The organism is Pantoea sp. X-Soil-YNGN-785 (assembly GCF_059730585.1).
In genome coordinates, this window is record NZ_AP035942.1 from 3248468 (window position 1) to 3263398 (window position 14931).

Here is a 14931-nt window from a genome sequence, read left to right on the forward strand (position 1 = left end):
TTTATTAACGCTTAACCCAGCCAAGCGTACGCTCAGCCAGTTGATTTCGTAACCACGGCAGATGATCCATCGCCAGCAGACCCAGGTTGCGACCGGCCACCATCGGGCCATAGCGATTCGCAAAGACACGAACCAGACCGTCGGTAATACCGATAGTCGCGGCGCGGTCGGGCTGACGACGCTGCTGGTAATTGTTCAGCACCGCATAGCTGCCGGGGTCCTGCTGCTGGCGATGGGCGGCGGCCAGGGTTTCGGCCAGCGACATCACATCCCGCAGGCCAAGATTGAAGCCCTGTCCGGCAATCGGATGCAGCGTCTGCGCTGCATTGCCCACCACCGCCACGCGGTGGGTCACGGGCGAGATCGCCCGGTGGAGTGCCAGCGGGTAATATTCACGCTGACCGGTGTGGGTGAATTTGCCCAGGCGCCAGCCAAAGGCACGCTGAAGCTGGCTCAGGAATTCGGCCTCGCTCCACTGCTCAATGCGTTCACGCTGCGAAAGCGGATGACACCAGACCAGTGACAGACGGTTGCCGGACATCGGCAGCAACGCCAGCGGGCCATGTTCGGTGAAACGCTCGAATGCCCGACCCTGATGAGGCAACGCAGTGGTGACATTGGCAATCACGGCGAGCTGCTGATAGTCGTCCCGTTGCCACTGGATACCGCACGAGGCGGCCAGCGCAGATCGCGTGCCATCCGCCGCCACCAGCAGTTTGCCGCTGAGTTGCTCGCCACTGTCCAGCGTCACCTCTACCTGCTGCTCGCTGCGTTGGGCATGCGTGACGCGCGCCGGACAGCGCAGCGTCACGCCTGGCGCTTTTTTCAGTTCAGCAAACAGCCGCTGACCGACGTCAAACAGTTCAACCACCTGTCCCAGCGCCGGAATCGCGTAATCAGCCGCTGCCAGCGATACAAAGCCAGCGTGCCCGCGGTCGGAAACATGGATATCGGTAATCGGGGTGGCACAACTGGCGATGCGCTGCCACAGATTGATGTCCGCCAGCTGCTGGCAGGTGCCGGCAGAGAGCGCAATCGCGCGGCCATCGAAACCAGGATGCGCCCGACTGCCAGGCTCACTGCTTTCAATCAGCGTCACCGGCAGTGTGCCCTGGGTAAGATGGGAGATCGCCAGCGCCAGCGTCGCCCCGGTCATGCCGCCTCCGGCAATCAGAATCGTCATGCCTGTTTTGCCGCCGCCATCAGTGCTTCAATCTCATCGGCCTCTTTCACCACGCTGTCGGTGAGATTCTCAATGCCATCTTCCGTAATGAGAATGTCATCTTCAATTCGAATGCCGATGCCGCGATACTGTGCGGGCACGTCCGCATCCGGCCCGATATAAAGACCCGGCTCGACGGTTAACACCATACCTGGCTCCAGAATCCTGTCGCGGCTCGGCGTGCCATAGTGACCAACATCGTGCACATCCAGTCCCAGCCAGTGCCCCAGGCCATGCATGTAAAACTGGCGATGCGCTTCTTCAGCGATCAGGGTATCAACGTCGCCTTCAAGAATGCCCAGTTCAACCAGACCGGTAATCATGATGCGCACCACTTCATCATTCACTTCACGAATGCTGACGCCAGGGCGGAACATCTCAAGCGATCGCTTCAGCGAAGCCAGCACAATGTCGTAAATCGCGCGCTGCGCCGGGCTGAATTTGCCGTTAACCGGGAAGGTGCGGGTGATATCGCCCGCATAGCCGTAGAATTCACAGCCTGCATCGATCAACACCAGATCGCCGTCGCGCATTTCACTTTCGTTTTCGGTGTAGTGCAGAATGCAGCCGTTCTCACCGGAACCCACGATGGTGTTGTAGGAGGGATAACGCGCGCCGTGGCGGGTAAATTCGTGATGAATCTCCCCTTCGAGCTGGTACTCAAACATGCCGGGCTGACAGATTTGCATGGCACGGGTATGCGCCAGTGCGCTGATTTCCCCGGCGCGACGTAACAGTGCAATCTCCTCAGCATCTTTGAACAGGCGCATCTCATGCACCCACGGTCGCCAGTCAGTGACGGTGGCCGGCGCACTGAGATTCTGACGGAAACCGCGACGCAGCTTGTCCAGCGCGCTGAACACCAGCGTATCCGCATGGGCATATTCGCCCTGCGCATGGTAAATGACGTCAAGGCCATTCAGCAGCAGGTGGAGTTGTTCACCGATATCACTCCAGGGTAAGGCACGATCAACGCCCAGTTTTTCGGGAGCCGCCTCCTGGCCCAGCCGACGGCCAGACCAGACTTCTGCTGCCGGGTCACGCACGCGGTTAAACAGCACGCTGTGATTATGATTTTCATCGCTTTTGATCAGCACCAGCAGTGCCTGCGGCTCGTTAAAGCCGGTGAAATAGCTGAAGTCGCTGCTCTGGCGGAACGGGTATTCCGTGTCATTACTGCGCGTCACTTCGGGCGCAGCAAAAATTAGCGCTGCGCTGCCAGGCGCCATCTTTGCCAGCAGCGCCTGACGACGCTGCAGGTATCGTTCCAGTGAAATCATCTCTGCACTCCCTGTAAACTGACCGGTTAAACGCGTTGACCTGAAATTAGTGTAGCGTCGGTTTTTGCACTTCTGGCGCGGTGGGCTGGGGACGGGTAAACGTATCGTGGCACAGCAGTGCGGCGACACGCACATACTCGATCACCTCTTCCAGCGACTGCTCCAGCTCTTCCTGGTCTTCATCTTCTTCGTAACCAAGCTGGGCGATAGTGCGCAAATCGTCGATTGCTTCGCCGGTTTCGCCGGTGACCTTATCCAGTTTAGGCTGTGTTACGCCCAGGCCGAGCAGAAAATGGTTAACCCAGCCTGCCAGTGCATCTGCGCGGTCAAAGACAGTGATGTCATCGTCAGCAGGCAGCATCAGCTGAAACAGGAAGCCGTCATCTTCAAGCGTGGTGGCCGTGTGCTCGTGCAGCGCCGCCAGCGGCACGGCAAGAGTGTGTGAAAACGCCATGCCTTCGTTAGCCAGATCGTGTACCAGCGTCTTCCAGCTGGTGTCCTGGTTACCGCCACAGAGGATCCCGCTCAGCAGGCCATGCATTTCCGCGGGCGTCATGCCAACGCCCTGCTGGGAGAGCACAGCCGCGAGCGCGTTGTAATCGGGGGTTGCGTTCTGTAAGGACATAAGTTTTCATCGTCGTTGGCAGAATAAGTTCGTGTTATGCTACCACTAGCTGCCTCAAGGTTTCCAGAAAAGGGGTTGTATCTTATTTCGTGGGTCTATATAGTTGCCCGCCTCCCAAGCCATTGACTGCTAAGGGAGTTGCGAGCGAAGTAATCAGTCAGGAAGGTGGCATGTCTGCACAACCGGTAGATTTACAAATTTTTGGTCGTTCGTTGAGAGTGAATTGTCCGCCAGAGCAGCAAGATGCGCTCAATAGCGCGGCTGAAGATCTCAATCAACGGTTGCAAGATCTAAAAGTTCGCACTAGAGTCACAAATACAGAACAACTGGTGTTCATCGCCGCGTTAAACGTCTGCCACGAGCTGGCGCAAGAGAAAGTGAAAACGCGCGATTATGCTGCTAATATGGAACAGCGTATTCGTATGTTGCAGCAGACGATAGAACAGGCACTGGTTGAGCAAGGTCGCATCTCTGAGCGTGAGGGTGCGAAGTTCGAATAAAACTTCATGGTTGCTATCGTTACAGCAACGGTGAGGTAAATTTTCTCTGAGATGTTTGCATGTGGGCCAGTCCCCTGAGCCGATATTTCGAAAAAACAGAATGTGACGCTCTGTAACCTGTGTGCATGCTCGGTTCGTCCGAGAAGCCTGATGGTTACGACGGCATGTTCACCTTGAACCAAGGGTTCAAGGGTTACAGCCTACGGCGGCATCTCGGAGATCTCCCTTTCTGTAGTCCTGCTTTTTTCCCCGGACCGACATGTTATAGTCGCTGCACAGCGGCTTAAACGGCGGGGAAATCATGTCTGAACCTTCCATGTCATCACCTTCAATGTTACAGCGTCAGGAAATTCGTCAGCAGGTGCGCCATCTGCGTCGTGCCATGACGGATGAGCAGCAGGCCCAGGCGGCCGAACAGCTTGCTGAACTTGCCCTTAACTACGCTCCAGTTACTGCCGCGCGCAATATTGCCCTGTTTCTGTCGGTTGATAGTGAGCTGAATACCCGTCCGCTGATTGCCCGGCTCTGGCATCTGAAGAAAGCCGTCTATCTGCCGGTTTTACACCCTTTCTCCCCCGGTAATTTACTGTTTCTGCGCTACTCGCCCGATACACCACTGATCCCGAATAAACTGCGTATTCCTGAACCGCCGCTCGATATCCGGCAGTTGATCACACTTGATCAACTGGATCTGATGCTGGTGCCGCTGGTGGCCTTTGATCAGCATGGGCAACGGCTGGGAATGGGCGGCGGCTTCTATGACCGTACGCTACAGAACTGGCGGCAGCACGGTTTTTTGCCCGTCGGTCTGGCACACGACTGTCAGCAGGTGGATAGCCTGCCGGTTGCAGAATGGGATGTGCCTTTGCCAGCGGTGATGACGCCGTCAAAGCTCTGGCAGTGGGAGTAGAAGAAGCACTGTTACGGGATTTTCAGACGGCTTAAACCCATATTTGGGCGCATCTGGCAGCAATGAAATAGCTCAACGCGCAGGGAACATGGTCATAAGAGAAAAGCGTCCCGCGCAAGGGACAAAAACGCCGGGAGCGTTTTTGAACAACGCAACGCGTTGGCCCTTTTAAGGGCGCACCTCAGGTATGAGGTGCGTACTAAAACGCCGGGAGCGTTTTTGAACAACGCAACGCGTTGGCCCGGCAACGGGCGCACCTCAGGGATGAGGTGCGTAATCGCGCGGGCCGAGCATGCCATGGATGGCGGCTTTTGCGTCTTTCCGATCTGACCGTGTTCTCTTCGCAGTCTCGGTCTTACAGCAAATCGGGACAGCCTGTATTAACTACCTGAAGAGACGCGACTAAGCGCCTCTCCAGGTTGGTATCACTTAGTAAAGCAGACGCGCGCGGATAGTGCCCGGAATCGCCTTCATCAGCTGCAGTGCGTTCTCTGCCACTTCTGGCTCTGCATCAATGTCGATAACCACATAACCCATAAACGGCGAGGTCTGCAGATACTGCGCGGCGATGTTGATGCCCTGCTCTGCGAAGATCTGGTTGATGGCCGTCAGCACGCCGGGACGGTTTTCATGGATGTGCAGCAGACGACTGGCGCTGATACCGTGAATCGGCAGTGATACTTCCGGGAAGTTAACAGCCGAGAGAGTCGAGCCGTTATCGGAATATTTCGCCAGCTTACCCGCCACTTCAATTCCGATGTTCTCCTGCGCTTCTTCTGTCGAGCCGCCAATGTGCGGTGTCAGGATCACGTTGTCGAACTCACTCAGTGGAGAGATAAACGGCTCGCTGTTGGTGGCAGGCTCGGTCGGGAAGACATCGATGGCTGCGCCACCCACATGCTTGCTGGCCAGGGCATCACACAGCGCCGGAATATCCACGACGGTGCCACGTGAGGCGTTAATCAGCAGCGCACCGGGTTTCATCTGCGCCAATTGCTCTGCACCGATCATATCCTGTGTAGAGGCGGTTTCCGGCACGTGCAGGCTGACAACGTCGCTCATGTTGAGCAGATCGGCCAGATGGCGTACCTGGGTGGCATTACCCAGCGGCAGCTTGTTTTCAATGTCGTAGAAGAAAACATGCATACCCAGGCTTTCTGCCAGCACGCCCAGCTGCATCCCGATATGACCGTAACCGATAATACCCAGCTTTTTACCACGCGCTTCAAATGAGCCTTTGGCAATCTTATTCCAGATACCACGGTGTGCTTTCGCATTCGCTTCGGGGATGCCACGCAGCATCAGCAGCATCTCACCAATGACCAGCTCTGCCACCGAGCGGGTATTCGAGAACGGCGCATTGAATACCGGAATACCCCGGCTCGCAGCCGCCTGCAGATCAACCTGGTTAGTGCCGATACAGAAACAGCCAACGGCAACCAGCTTTTCAGCCGCCGCAAAAATCTCTTCAGTGAGCTGGGAGCGGGAACGGATACCAATGAAGTGCGCATCGCGGATCGATGCTTTTAACGCGTCGGAGTCCAGTGCGCCCTTGTGGAATTCGATGTTGGTGTAGCCTGCAGCCCGCAGATTCTCCAGCGCGCTCTGATGGACACCTTCCACCAGCAGGAACTTAATCTTATCTTTTTCCAGTGATACCTTTGCCATTTCCCGATCCTATTCAGCATTCAATGAGGACTACCATAAGCCAGCCTTCTGTCAAAATATCAAAAAAATCGCGTCCGGCAATACAAACGATTGCCCGGCAGCCAGCACGGCAATGGCTGACAGCAGCACATTGCCGGACAAAATCATGATGTCAGCGATGAAGAGAGAACGAACCTACTGTCGATGACGGTTATGTGACATAAGTCACCAAATTTCACCGACGTGAGAAAAGATGATTTGCAGGCAGAAATAACCGGCGCCTTTACAGCGCCAGACAGATCATTTTTTGATGGTCTTCACGCCATCAGGACCGCCAATCAATGCGATATCGGCACCGCGCGCGGCAAAAAGGCCAACGGTAACGACGCCAGGCAAGGCATTGATGGTTTTTTCGAGCTCAATCGGATCGAGAATGCGCAGATTATGCACATCAAGAATAATGTTGCCGTTATCGGTCACCACGTTCTGACGATACTCAGGTAAGCCGCCCATTTTCACCAGCTGACGCGCCACGTAACTGCGCGCCATCGGAATCACTTCGACCGGCAGCGGAAAACGCCCCAGCACATCGACCTCTTTTGAGGCGTCAGCGATGCAGATAAAGGTCTCGGCCACCGCGGCCACGATCTTTTCACGCGTCAGCGCTGCGCCGCCGCCTTTGATCATCTGCATCTGTGGGTTGATCTCATCCGCGCCATCAACGTAAACCGACAGCAGGTCAATCTCGTTCAGATCGAACACCTGAATGCCCAGGCTTTTCAGCTTCTGGGTAGAGGCGTCGGAGCTGGAGACGGCACCTTCGATCTGATGCCTGACCGTGGCCAGCGCATCAATAAAGTGGGCAGCGGTGGATCCGGTGCCTACACCAACAACGGTGCCCGGCTGCACATAGTCAAGTGCAGCCCAGCCAACGGCTTTTTTCAGTTCATCCTGGGTCATGGTATGTTTAAAACCTGTGCGACAACGAAGTGCGCGTAGTATAAAACAAGGCTTGCTGAAAATGCTCGGCTGTCCGACGTGGATTTAACGCTTTGGAAGCCAGCCCACAAAAAACAAGCGAGCCATCACAGGTGACACTTTTGTGGCATAGTGACGTCCACCCTGAAGGAGAGAGAAGAAGAATGAAACGCCCGGATTATCGAACGCTTCAGGCGCTGGATTCAGTGATCCGCGAACGCGGCTTTGAGCGTGCCGCACAAAAGTTGTGTATCACCCAATCGGCGGTTTCACAGCGTATCAAGCAGCTGGAGAACCTGTTTGGTCAGCCGCTGCTGGTGCGCACCGTGCCGCCGCGTCCGACTGAACAGGGGCAAAAACTGCTGGCGTTACTGCATCAGGTAGAGCTGCTGGAAGAGGAGTGGCTGGGCGATGAGAACAGTGGCACCACGCCGCTGCTGCTGTCGCTGGCGGTCAATGCCGACAGTCTGGCGACCTGGCTGCTGCCTGCGCTGAAAGATGTGCTGGCAGATTCCCCTGTCCGTCTGAATCTGCAGGTCGAAGATGAAACCCGCACTCAGGAGCGTCTGCGTCGGGGTGAAGTAGTCGGTGCTGTGAGTATTCAGCCGCAGCCGCTACCGAGTTGTCTGGTGGATCAGCTCGGTGCTCTCGACTATCTGTTTGTCGCGTCACGCGACTTTGCCGATCGCTTCTTTCCTAACGGCGTCACGCGCTCAGCCCTGCTGAAAGCGCCTGCGGTGGCGTTTGACCATCTTGATGATATGCATCAGGCCTTCCTGCAGCAGAACTTTGATCTTTCACCCGGCAGCGTGCCCTGCCACATCGTGAACTCCTCTGAAGCCTTTGTGCAGATGGCGCGGCAGGGTTCAACCTGCTGTATGATCCCGCATCTTCAGATTGAGCGTGAGCTGGCAAGCGGTGAGTTAATAGATTTGACGCCGGGATTGTGTCAGCGCCGGATGCTCTACTGGCATCGGTTTGCGCCGGAGAGCCGCTTAATGCGTCGGGTGACCGATGCGCTGATTGCGCATGGACATCGGGTGCTGCGGCAGGATGACGTGGCAGCCTGAAAACAAAAACGGGGCGAAAGCCCCGTTTTTGTTGCTGACAAATCGGGATAACCAGGAGTCTTACAACAACAGAAAAGTTAAACGCGAAGGGAACAGGGTCAGAAGAGGAAAGCGTCCCGCGGCCTGGGACAAAAACGCCGGGAGCGTTTTTGAACAACGCAACGCGTTGGTCCGGTCACGGGCGCACCTCAGGGATGAGGTGCGTAATTGTGCGGGCCGAGCGGCCAGGGATTGGCCTTAGCGACTTTCCGATCTGACCCTGTTTCCTGTGCAGGCACCGTCTCACAGCGAACCAGGCCAGGTTTTGTCAACAATCTCAAACGGGACATCAGCTCCGTTTTGCATTATGGCGTGTTGGGCTTGAGCTCAAACACCACATCTACCTGATCGTCAAAGTTGATGCTCTGCTGATCGTAGGTTTCCTGCGCCGACGTATCTGCCGCGGCTGCCGCTTTATACATGCGGTTCATTGGCATCGGCTGATAGTTGGCAACCTGATAACGAATGCTGTAGATGGATCCCAGCTTCGCGTTGAAGCCTTCAGCCAGCTGTGAGGCCTGCTGAGTCGCGTTCTTAATCGCGGCTTTACGCGCCTGATCTTTGTAGCTTTCCGGGTTTGCCACGCCTAACTCAACGCTGCGTACCTCATTCAGACCAGACTTCAGCGCCCCGTCCAGCAGATCGTTCAGCTTGTCCAGTTGACGCAGGGTGACCTGCACCTGACGCACCGCGCGATAGCCTTTCAGTACCGATTTACCCTCTTTGGTGTAATCGTACTCAGGCTGTGTGCTCAGGTTAGCTGCATCGATATCTTTCTTCTCAATGCCGTTTTTCTGCAGAAAATCGAAATATTGCGCAACCCGGCTATCCGCCTGCTTTTTCGCATCTGCAGCATCTTTCGACGACACGTTCACCACGATTGAGAGCGTCGCGATATCGGGACGGGCATCGACCGTTGCCTTGCCTGAGGTCACCACGTGCGGTCCGTTCGGTAACTCATCAGCGTGTACGCCAGGCAATGCCCCGGCGCTCATGATTGCGGCCAGAGCCAATGCTTTCAGTTTCATGAAAGTCCTCCTTGAAAAGGTCACTATGACGGCTTCCAACCGGCGAAGCCCAAAAGCGCATCGGTATGCGCCATGCTTTGAGTGGTCATTATGGCAAAAGTTCGCCTGCGGTGCGGCAATTACTGGCGCGGATCGCAGCCGGGATCAAAAACCGGCAATGCCCTGGCGCGCCAGCTGCAGGGCGATAAACCACATTACCGCACCCACCAGCAGGTTAATAATGCGCTGGGCTTTCGCGGTACGCAGGCGCGGTGAGAGCCACGCGGCCAGCAGGGCCAGGCCAAAGAACCAGAGGATCGACGCACTGATGGTGCCCAGCGCGAACCACTGACGCGCCGTGGTAGTCGGCAACTGACCGCCAAGACTGCCCAGCACCACAAAGGTGTCGAGGTAGACGTGCGGATTGAGCCAGGTTACCGCCAGCAGCGTCGCAATGATGCGTCCCCTGCTCTGCTTTAACGGCGCACCATCCGTCAGATCGGCCTCACCGCGAAAAGCACTGCGCAACGCGCCCCAGCCATACCACAGCAGAAAAGCCACGCCCGCCCAGGTGATGACCATCAGCAGCAGCGGAGACTGGCTCAACAAGGCGCTGCCGCCAAAGATGCCGCCGCATATCAGCAGAATATCGCTCAGCGAGCAGAGTGCCGCCGTCATCAGATGGTACTGACGTTTTACACCCTGATTCATCACAAATGCGTTTTGCGGCCCCAGCGGCAGTATCAGCGCGGCGCCGAGGGCAAGCCCCTGAAAGTAGAGAGATATCACAGCATTACGTCCTCACATGGTCAGATGCGAAGAAGTATAAAGAGAGGAAATGATTAGCGGAAATTGAAAGAATTAATCTGCGATTAGCAAAATTAATGGGCGACGGTCGCCGCCCATTGATCGATTTTTATTGTCACTGAACCTGCGTTTCGACGGCTTCAGGCACGGATTTCTGATGCAGATGCACATCCATCTGCGGATAAGGAATACCAATTCCTTTGCTATCCAGCGCACGTTTGAAGTTCTTCAGCAGATCCCAGTAAACGTCCTGCAGGTCTCCGCTGTTGCTCCAGCAACGCACCACAAAGTTCATGGAAGAAGCAGCCAGTTCGTTAAGACCAATTTGAATACCCTTCTCTTTCAATACACGGCTGTCGGCTTCAACGACCTGCTGCAGTAAGGCAATGACTTCATCCACATCCGCTTCATAAGCGACGCCAATGATAAATTCATTGCGACGAACCGGCTCACGCGAGAAGTTAACGATGTTTCCGCTGATAATTTTACCGTTTGGCACCACCACAATTTTGCCATCCCCGGTCCGGAGCGTAGTGGAGAAAATCTGCACATGCAGTACGGTGCCCATCACGCCGCCCAGATCAACAAACTCGCCTGTACGGAACGGGCGGAAGGTGACCAGCAGGACGCCTGCGGCCAGGTTTGAGAGCGATCCCTGTAAGGCCAGACCAACTGCCAGACCAGCAGCACCCAGTACAGCAATCACCGAGGCAGTCTGTACTCCAATGCGTCCCAGGGCTGCGATAATGGTAAACGCGATAACGCCATAGCGCACCAGCGCGGAGAGGAAGTCTGCCACAGTCGCGTCGATATGACGGGCGCGCAGCAGGCGATTTACGGCATTAGAGATGATACGGGCGATGACCATCCCGATAATGATGATGGCGATAGCGGCAACGATATTCACGGCATAGCTGATGATCAGCGCCTGATTGCGAATCAGCCAGTTACCTGCGTTATTTAAGCCGTCGACGACGTGTAAATCTTCCATTAATAAGCCCTGTTGTTAGATTCCCACCGGGAATGAAAAAACTGCCAGATGACATCCGACACCCTGCCATCAAGGGTAATCAATTATCCCCTTAAGCGCCAAACCGTCAGGCTTTAAAGCGCGTTTTTACGAAAATTTTGCATAAAAAAAGGCCCTTTCGGGCCTTTTTTGTACGATAACTGAATGTCAGTTACAGCACGTCGACAGCGTTAAGCTCTTTGAAAGCCTGCTCCAGACGCACGACCATAGAGGCCTGGGCAGAACGCAGCCAGACACGTGGGTCGTAGTATTTTTTGTTTGGCTTGTCGTCGCCTTCCGGGTTACCCAGCTGCGACTGCAGATAGCCTTCGTTCTTTTTGTAGTACTGCAGGATGCCGTCCCAGGTTGCCCACTGGGTATCGGTATCGATGTTCATCTTGATCACGCCGTAGCTGATAGACTCTTCGATTTCTGCAGCTGAAGAACCTGAACCGCCGTGGAAAACGAAGTCCAGCGCGTTGTGCGGCAGGCCATGTTTTTCACACACATATTTCTGCGAATCGCGCAGAATGGTCGGGGTCAGTTTCACGTTACCTGGCTTGTAAACGCCGTGTACGTTACCGAATGAAGCCGCAATGGTGAAGCGCGGGCTAATCGCATGCAGTTTTTCATACGCGTAGTTCACATCTTCCGGCTGAGTGTAGAGTGCAGAAGCGTCCATGTGGCTGTTATCCACGCCATCTTCTTCACCACCGGTGCAGCCCAGTTCGATTTCCAGCGTCATGTCGAGTTTCGCCATACGCGCCAGGTATTTGCTGCTGATCTCGATGTTCTCTTCCAGAGACTCTTCTGACAGGTCGATCATGTGAGAAGAGAACAGTGGTTTACCGTTTTTCTGGAAATACTCTTCACCCGCGTCCAGCAGACCGTCGATCCATGGCAGCAGTTTCTTGGCACAGTGGTCGGTGTGCAGGATAACCGGCACGCCATACTGCTCAGCCATCAGGTGAACATGGTGTGCACCCGCGATAGCGCCGAAAATGGCCGCGCCCTGTGGTTTATCAGTCTTGAAGCCTTTACCCGCGATAAATGCAGCACCGCCGTTAGAGAACTGGATGATGATTGGCGCTTTAACTTTCGCAGCGGCTTCCAGTGCGGCATTGATAGAGTCGGTGCCGACGCAGTTTACGGCTGGCAGTGCGAATTTGTTCTCTTTCGCAACTTTGAAGATCTTCTGTACGTCATCACCAGTGACAACGCCGGGTTTTACGAAATCAAAAATTTTAGACATGATTGTGTCCTGTTTCGTGACCGTTGTTCCCGCTCGGGAACATCGATTTAAACGCCCAGACGGGCAAGACTTCAGGCGATGCCGCCAGGCATCGCCCCCAAAGGATTACTGCTTCGCACGCTCTTCCAGCATAGCAACTGCAGGCAGTTTTTTGCCTTCAACGAATTCAAGGAACGCGCCGCCGCCGGTAGAGATGTAGGAAATTTTGTCTTCAATGCCGAACAGGTCGATAGCCGCTAAGGTATCGCCACCGCCAGCAACAGAGAAGGCATCGCTGTCTGCAATGGCGTTCGCCACGATCTCGGTGCCTTTACGGAAGTTAGGGAACTCAAACACGCCCACCGGGCCGTTCCACAGGATGGTTTTAGCATCCTTCAGGATAGCCGCCATCGCCTGTGCGGTTTCGTCACCAAAGTCCATAATCTCTTCGTTATCCGCCACTTCCGAAACCTTTTTCACGGTCGCTGGCGCAGTTTCAGAGAATTCTGTGCCGACGCGTGAGTCAGTCGGAACCGGGATACCGTGCTGATCGCGCAGGCCTTTGGCCGCTTCAACGAAGTCTGGTTCATAGAGTGATTTACCGACATTGTTGTCGATAGCCACGAAGGTGTTAGCAATACCGCCGCCCACAATCACGGTGTCCGCGATTTTGACCAGAGACTGCAGCACGTCAAATTTGGTAGAGACTTTAGAACCGCCAACAACAGCCACCAGCGGACGTTCCGGGTTACTCATAACTTTACCCAGCGCTTCCAGTTCTGCAGAAAGCAGCGGACCGGCACAGGCGATAGGAGCAAATTTGCCGACGCCGTGGGTAGACGCCTGCGCACGGTGCGCAGTACCAAAGGCGTCCATCACAAATACGTCGCACAGCGCAGCATATTTTTTAGACAGTGCTTCGTCGTCTTTCTTTTCGCCTTTGTTGAAGCGAACGTTTTCCAGCACCACCAGTTCGCCAGCGCCGACTTCAACGCCATCGAGGTAATCTTTTGCCAGGGTCACATTGGTGCCGCTCAGCTTCTCTTTCAGGTAGTTAACTACCGGCAGCAGCGAGAACTCTTCGTTGTACTCACCTTCGGTCGGACGACCCAGGTGGGAGGTAACCATTACTTTCGCGCCCTGTTTCAACGCCGCTTCAATGGTTGGCAGAGAAGCACGGATACGTGCATCAGACGTCACTTTACCTTCTTTAACTGGTACGTTCAGATCGGCACGGATCAGAACGCGTTTGCCAGCCAGATCCAGATCGGTCATCTTAATTACAGACATGGTGAACCCTCTCGTTGATTCTCATAAGTTTTGCCAGACGCAAACCGCGTCTTACCTGAAACCGCTTGCGGCCATCGCTAACGTCGTGTCGAGCATTCGGTTAGCAAAGCCCCATTCGTTGTCACACCAGACCAGGGTCTTGATAAGGTGTTGACCGCTGACCCGCGTTTGTGTTCCATCCACAATGGCACTGTGCGGATCATGGTTAAAATCTACTGAGACTAACGGTAATTCCGTATAGTCAACTATACCACGAAATGCCCCTTCTGCCGCGCTCCGCAACAGGGTGTTAACATCACACGCTGTCACCGCGTTATGCACAGAAACGCTGAGATCAATGGCCGTCACGTTAATCGTCGGGACGCGAACGGCTATCGCCTCAAAGCGATCGTTGAATTTCGGAAAAATACGGGTAATGCCAGCCGCCAGACGCGTATCTACCGGGATGATCGACTGACTGGCTGCACGTGTGCGGCGCAGATCGCTGTGATAGGCGTCGATCACCTGCTGATCGTGCATCGCCGAGTGGATCGTAGTGACAGTGCCGGATTCGATTCCAAACGCATCATCCAGCAGCTTAATCACCGGAATAATGCAGTTCGTCGTACAGGAGGCGTTGGAGACGATGCGGTCACTGGCGGTCAGTGCCTGCTGGTTAACGCCATACACCACCGTGGCGTCGAGATCGTTGCCGCCGGGATGAGAGAACAGCACTTTTTTAGCGCCAGCCTGCAGGTGCGCTTCGCCATCAGCCCGCGAGCCATAGACGCCGGTACAGTCCAGCACCACATCCACGTCGAGTTCACGCCAGGGCAAATCGGCAATGTCTGCACGGTGCAGAATACGCAGGGTATCACCCCCCACCCACATCACATCGCGCTCCTGACGGACGTCGAAAGCAAAACGGCCATGGCTGGTATCGTATTTCAGCAGATGCGCCATACCGGTGGCTTCTGCCAGCTCGTTAATGGCGACCACGGTGATCTCTGCACGCCGGCCCGTTTCATAGAGCGCGCGCAGGACGTTGCGTCCAATCCGGCCAAAACCATTTATCGCTACCCGTACCGTCATTTCTCTCCTGCCACGTCAGACTGAAAAAAACGTGCCGTTAGCCTGAGCGTTTCACTGCATTTTGTACAGGAGATTCTTACCCGGCATTGTCCGAAATCAGGGCGGTGTGCACAGCGACTGAAACGGTTCAGCCACAATAATAGAAGGAAGGAATAACAGGAATGACTGTGATCAATCTGACTGCTTAAATTTGGATCTGCGTCACAAATTCGGGCCATAGTCAGTTATTACTGGAGGAATAATAA

At 55.1% G+C, this 14931-nt stretch carries 14 protein-coding genes and 1 other RNA gene; 4 read left to right on the forward strand and 11 right to left on the reverse strand.

All coding sequences use genetic code 11. The features are described 5' to 3' along the window. Positions 1–4: 4 nt before the first annotated feature. Genes ubiH through AC6I8E_RS15070 form a run of 3 tightly spaced genes read right to left on the reverse strand, consistent with a single transcriptional unit; the run spans position 5 to position 3127 of the window. On the reverse strand, positions 5–1183 hold the full coding sequence (gene ubiH, locus AC6I8E_RS15060; protein ID WP_497824189.1) for a 2-octaprenyl-6-methoxyphenyl hydroxylase: 1179 nt from the start codon (positions 1181–1183) through the stop codon (positions 5–7). Further along, complete coding sequence (gene pepP, locus AC6I8E_RS15065; protein ID WP_497824190.1) at positions 1180–2502, reverse strand: Xaa-Pro aminopeptidase; 1323 nt, start codon at positions 2500–2502, stop codon at positions 1180–1182. Before pepP ends, ubiH begins: the two co-directional genes overlap by 4 nt. 46 nt (positions 2503–2548) lie before the next feature. Beyond that, positions 2549–3127, reverse strand: a complete 579-nt coding sequence (locus AC6I8E_RS15070) for a YecA/YgfB family protein (protein WP_033733679.1) — start codon at positions 3125–3127, stop codon at positions 2549–2551. A 170-nt stretch (positions 3128–3297) separates the two neighbouring features. Here AC6I8E_RS15070 and zapA point away from each other — a divergent pair, with 170 nt between their 5' ends. The 3 genes from zapA (at position 3298) to AC6I8E_RS15085 (ending at position 4537) form a co-directional block, all read left to right on the forward strand. After that, positions 3298–3627: a cell division protein ZapA gene (zapA, locus tag AC6I8E_RS15075; RefSeq protein WP_008925677.1), complete on the forward strand. Its 330-nt coding sequence runs from the start codon at positions 3298–3300 to the stop codon at positions 3625–3627. A 40-nt stretch (positions 3628–3667) separates the two neighbouring features. Then, positions 3668–3851, forward strand: a non-coding RNA gene (gene ssrS, locus AC6I8E_RS15080) — 6S RNA. 92 nt (positions 3852–3943) lie between these two features. Next, positions 3944–4537, forward strand: a complete 594-nt coding sequence (locus tag AC6I8E_RS15085) for a 5-formyltetrahydrofolate cyclo-ligase (RefSeq protein WP_497824710.1) — start codon at positions 3944–3946, stop codon at positions 4535–4537. Positions 4538–4966: 429 nt separating this feature from the next. Here AC6I8E_RS15085 and serA read toward each other — a convergent pair whose 3' ends face one another. Further along, the gene (serA, locus tag AC6I8E_RS15090) at positions 4967–6205 is read right to left on the reverse strand and encodes a phosphoglycerate dehydrogenase (RefSeq protein WP_033733680.1); all 1239 of its coding nucleotides are present in this window, start codon (positions 6203–6205) and stop codon (positions 4967–4969) included. Between the two features lie 279 nt (positions 6206–6484). Beyond that, entirely contained in the window at positions 6485–7144 is a 660-nt protein-coding gene (gene rpiA, locus AC6I8E_RS15095; protein ID WP_013358954.1) for a ribose-5-phosphate isomerase RpiA, read from the reverse strand. Positions 7145–7326: 182 nt separating this feature from the next. Here rpiA and AC6I8E_RS15100 point away from each other — a divergent pair, with 182 nt between their 5' ends. Beyond that, positions 7327–8232, forward strand: coding sequence for a LysR family transcriptional regulator ArgP (locus AC6I8E_RS15100; protein ID WP_010248822.1), 906 nt, complete (start codon positions 7327–7329; stop codon positions 8230–8232). Between the two features lie 344 nt (positions 8233–8576). Here the strand turns inward: AC6I8E_RS15100 and AC6I8E_RS15105 are convergent, their stop codons facing one another. From AC6I8E_RS15105 to epd, 6 genes are all read right to left on the reverse strand, one after another. Beyond that, positions 8577–9299, reverse strand: a complete 723-nt coding sequence (locus AC6I8E_RS15105) for an oxidative stress defense protein (RefSeq protein ID WP_147790029.1) — start codon at positions 9297–9299, stop codon at positions 8577–8579. A gap of 144 nt (positions 9300–9443) precedes the next feature. After that, positions 9444–10067: an arginine exporter ArgO gene (gene argO, locus AC6I8E_RS15110; RefSeq protein WP_095706716.1), complete on the reverse strand. Its 624-nt coding sequence runs from the start codon at positions 10065–10067 to the stop codon at positions 9444–9446. Between the two features lie 133 nt (positions 10068–10200). Continuing rightward, positions 10201–11076 carry a small-conductance mechanosensitive channel MscS gene (gene mscS / locus AC6I8E_RS15115; protein WP_147790030.1) on the reverse strand — a complete coding sequence of 292 codons (876 nt, stop codon included), beginning with the start codon at positions 11074–11076 and terminating at the stop codon, positions 10201–10203. Between the two features lie 190 nt (positions 11077–11266). After that, positions 11267–12346, reverse strand: a complete 1080-nt coding sequence (gene fbaA, locus AC6I8E_RS15120; RefSeq protein WP_013358958.1) for a class II fructose-bisphosphate aldolase — start codon at positions 12344–12346, stop codon at positions 11267–11269. A gap of 105 nt (positions 12347–12451) precedes the next feature. After that, positions 12452–13615 (reverse strand): phosphoglycerate kinase, encoded by a 1164-nt coding sequence (pgk, locus tag AC6I8E_RS15125; RefSeq protein ID WP_013358959.1) that lies wholly within the window; start codon positions 13613–13615, stop codon positions 12452–12454. A 51-nt stretch (positions 13616–13666) separates the two neighbouring features. Then, the gene (gene epd / locus AC6I8E_RS15130) at positions 13667–14686 is read right to left on the reverse strand and encodes an erythrose-4-phosphate dehydrogenase (RefSeq protein ID WP_033733686.1); all 1020 of its coding nucleotides are present in this window, start codon (positions 14684–14686) and stop codon (positions 13667–13669) included. Between the last annotated feature and the right edge of the window lie 245 nt (positions 14687–14931).

What these genes read in the sequence shown, in the direction of transcription:
- fbaA (WP_013358958.1), bottom strand. Translation starts at nt 12,346, where the DNA reads ATGTCTAAAATTTTTGATTTCGTAAAACCCGGCGTTGTCACTGGTGAT.
- serA (WP_033733680.1), bottom strand. Translation starts at nt 6,205, where the DNA reads ATGGCAAAGGTATCACTGGAAAAAGATAAGATTAAGTTCCTGCTGGTG.
- zapA (WP_008925677.1), top strand. Translation starts at nt 3,298, where the DNA reads ATGTCTGCACAACCGGTAGATTTACAAATTTTTGGTCGTTCGTTGAGA.
- epd (WP_033733686.1), bottom strand. Translation starts at nt 14,686, where the DNA reads ATGACGGTACGGGTAGCGATAAATGGTTTTGGCCGGATTGGACGCAAC.
- AC6I8E_RS15100 (WP_010248822.1), top strand. Translation starts at nt 7,327, where the DNA reads ATGAAACGCCCGGATTATCGAACGCTTCAGGCGCTGGATTCAGTGATC.
- ubiH (WP_497824189.1), bottom strand. Translation starts at nt 1,183, where the DNA reads ATGACGATTCTGATTGCCGGAGGCGGCATGACCGGGGCGACGCTGGCG.
- AC6I8E_RS15105 (WP_147790029.1), bottom strand. Translation starts at nt 9,299, where the DNA reads ATGAAACTGAAAGCATTGGCTCTGGCCGCAATCATGAGCGCCGGGGCA.
- AC6I8E_RS15085 (WP_497824710.1), top strand. Translation starts at nt 3,944, where the DNA reads ATGTCATCACCTTCAATGTTACAGCGTCAGGAAATTCGTCAGCAGGTG.
- pepP (WP_497824190.1), bottom strand. Translation starts at nt 2,502, where the DNA reads ATGATTTCACTGGAACGATACCTGCAGCGTCGTCAGGCGCTGCTGGCA.
- mscS (WP_147790030.1), bottom strand. Translation starts at nt 11,076, where the DNA reads ATGGAAGATTTACACGTCGTCGACGGCTTAAATAACGCAGGTAACTGG.
- AC6I8E_RS15070 (WP_033733679.1), bottom strand. Translation starts at nt 3,127, where the DNA reads ATGTCCTTACAGAACGCAACCCCCGATTACAACGCGCTCGCGGCTGTG.
- rpiA (WP_013358954.1), bottom strand. Translation starts at nt 7,144, where the DNA reads ATGACCCAGGATGAACTGAAAAAAGCCGTTGGCTGGGCTGCACTTGAC.
- pgk (WP_013358959.1), bottom strand. Translation starts at nt 13,615, where the DNA reads ATGTCTGTAATTAAGATGACCGATCTGGATCTGGCTGGCAAACGCGTT.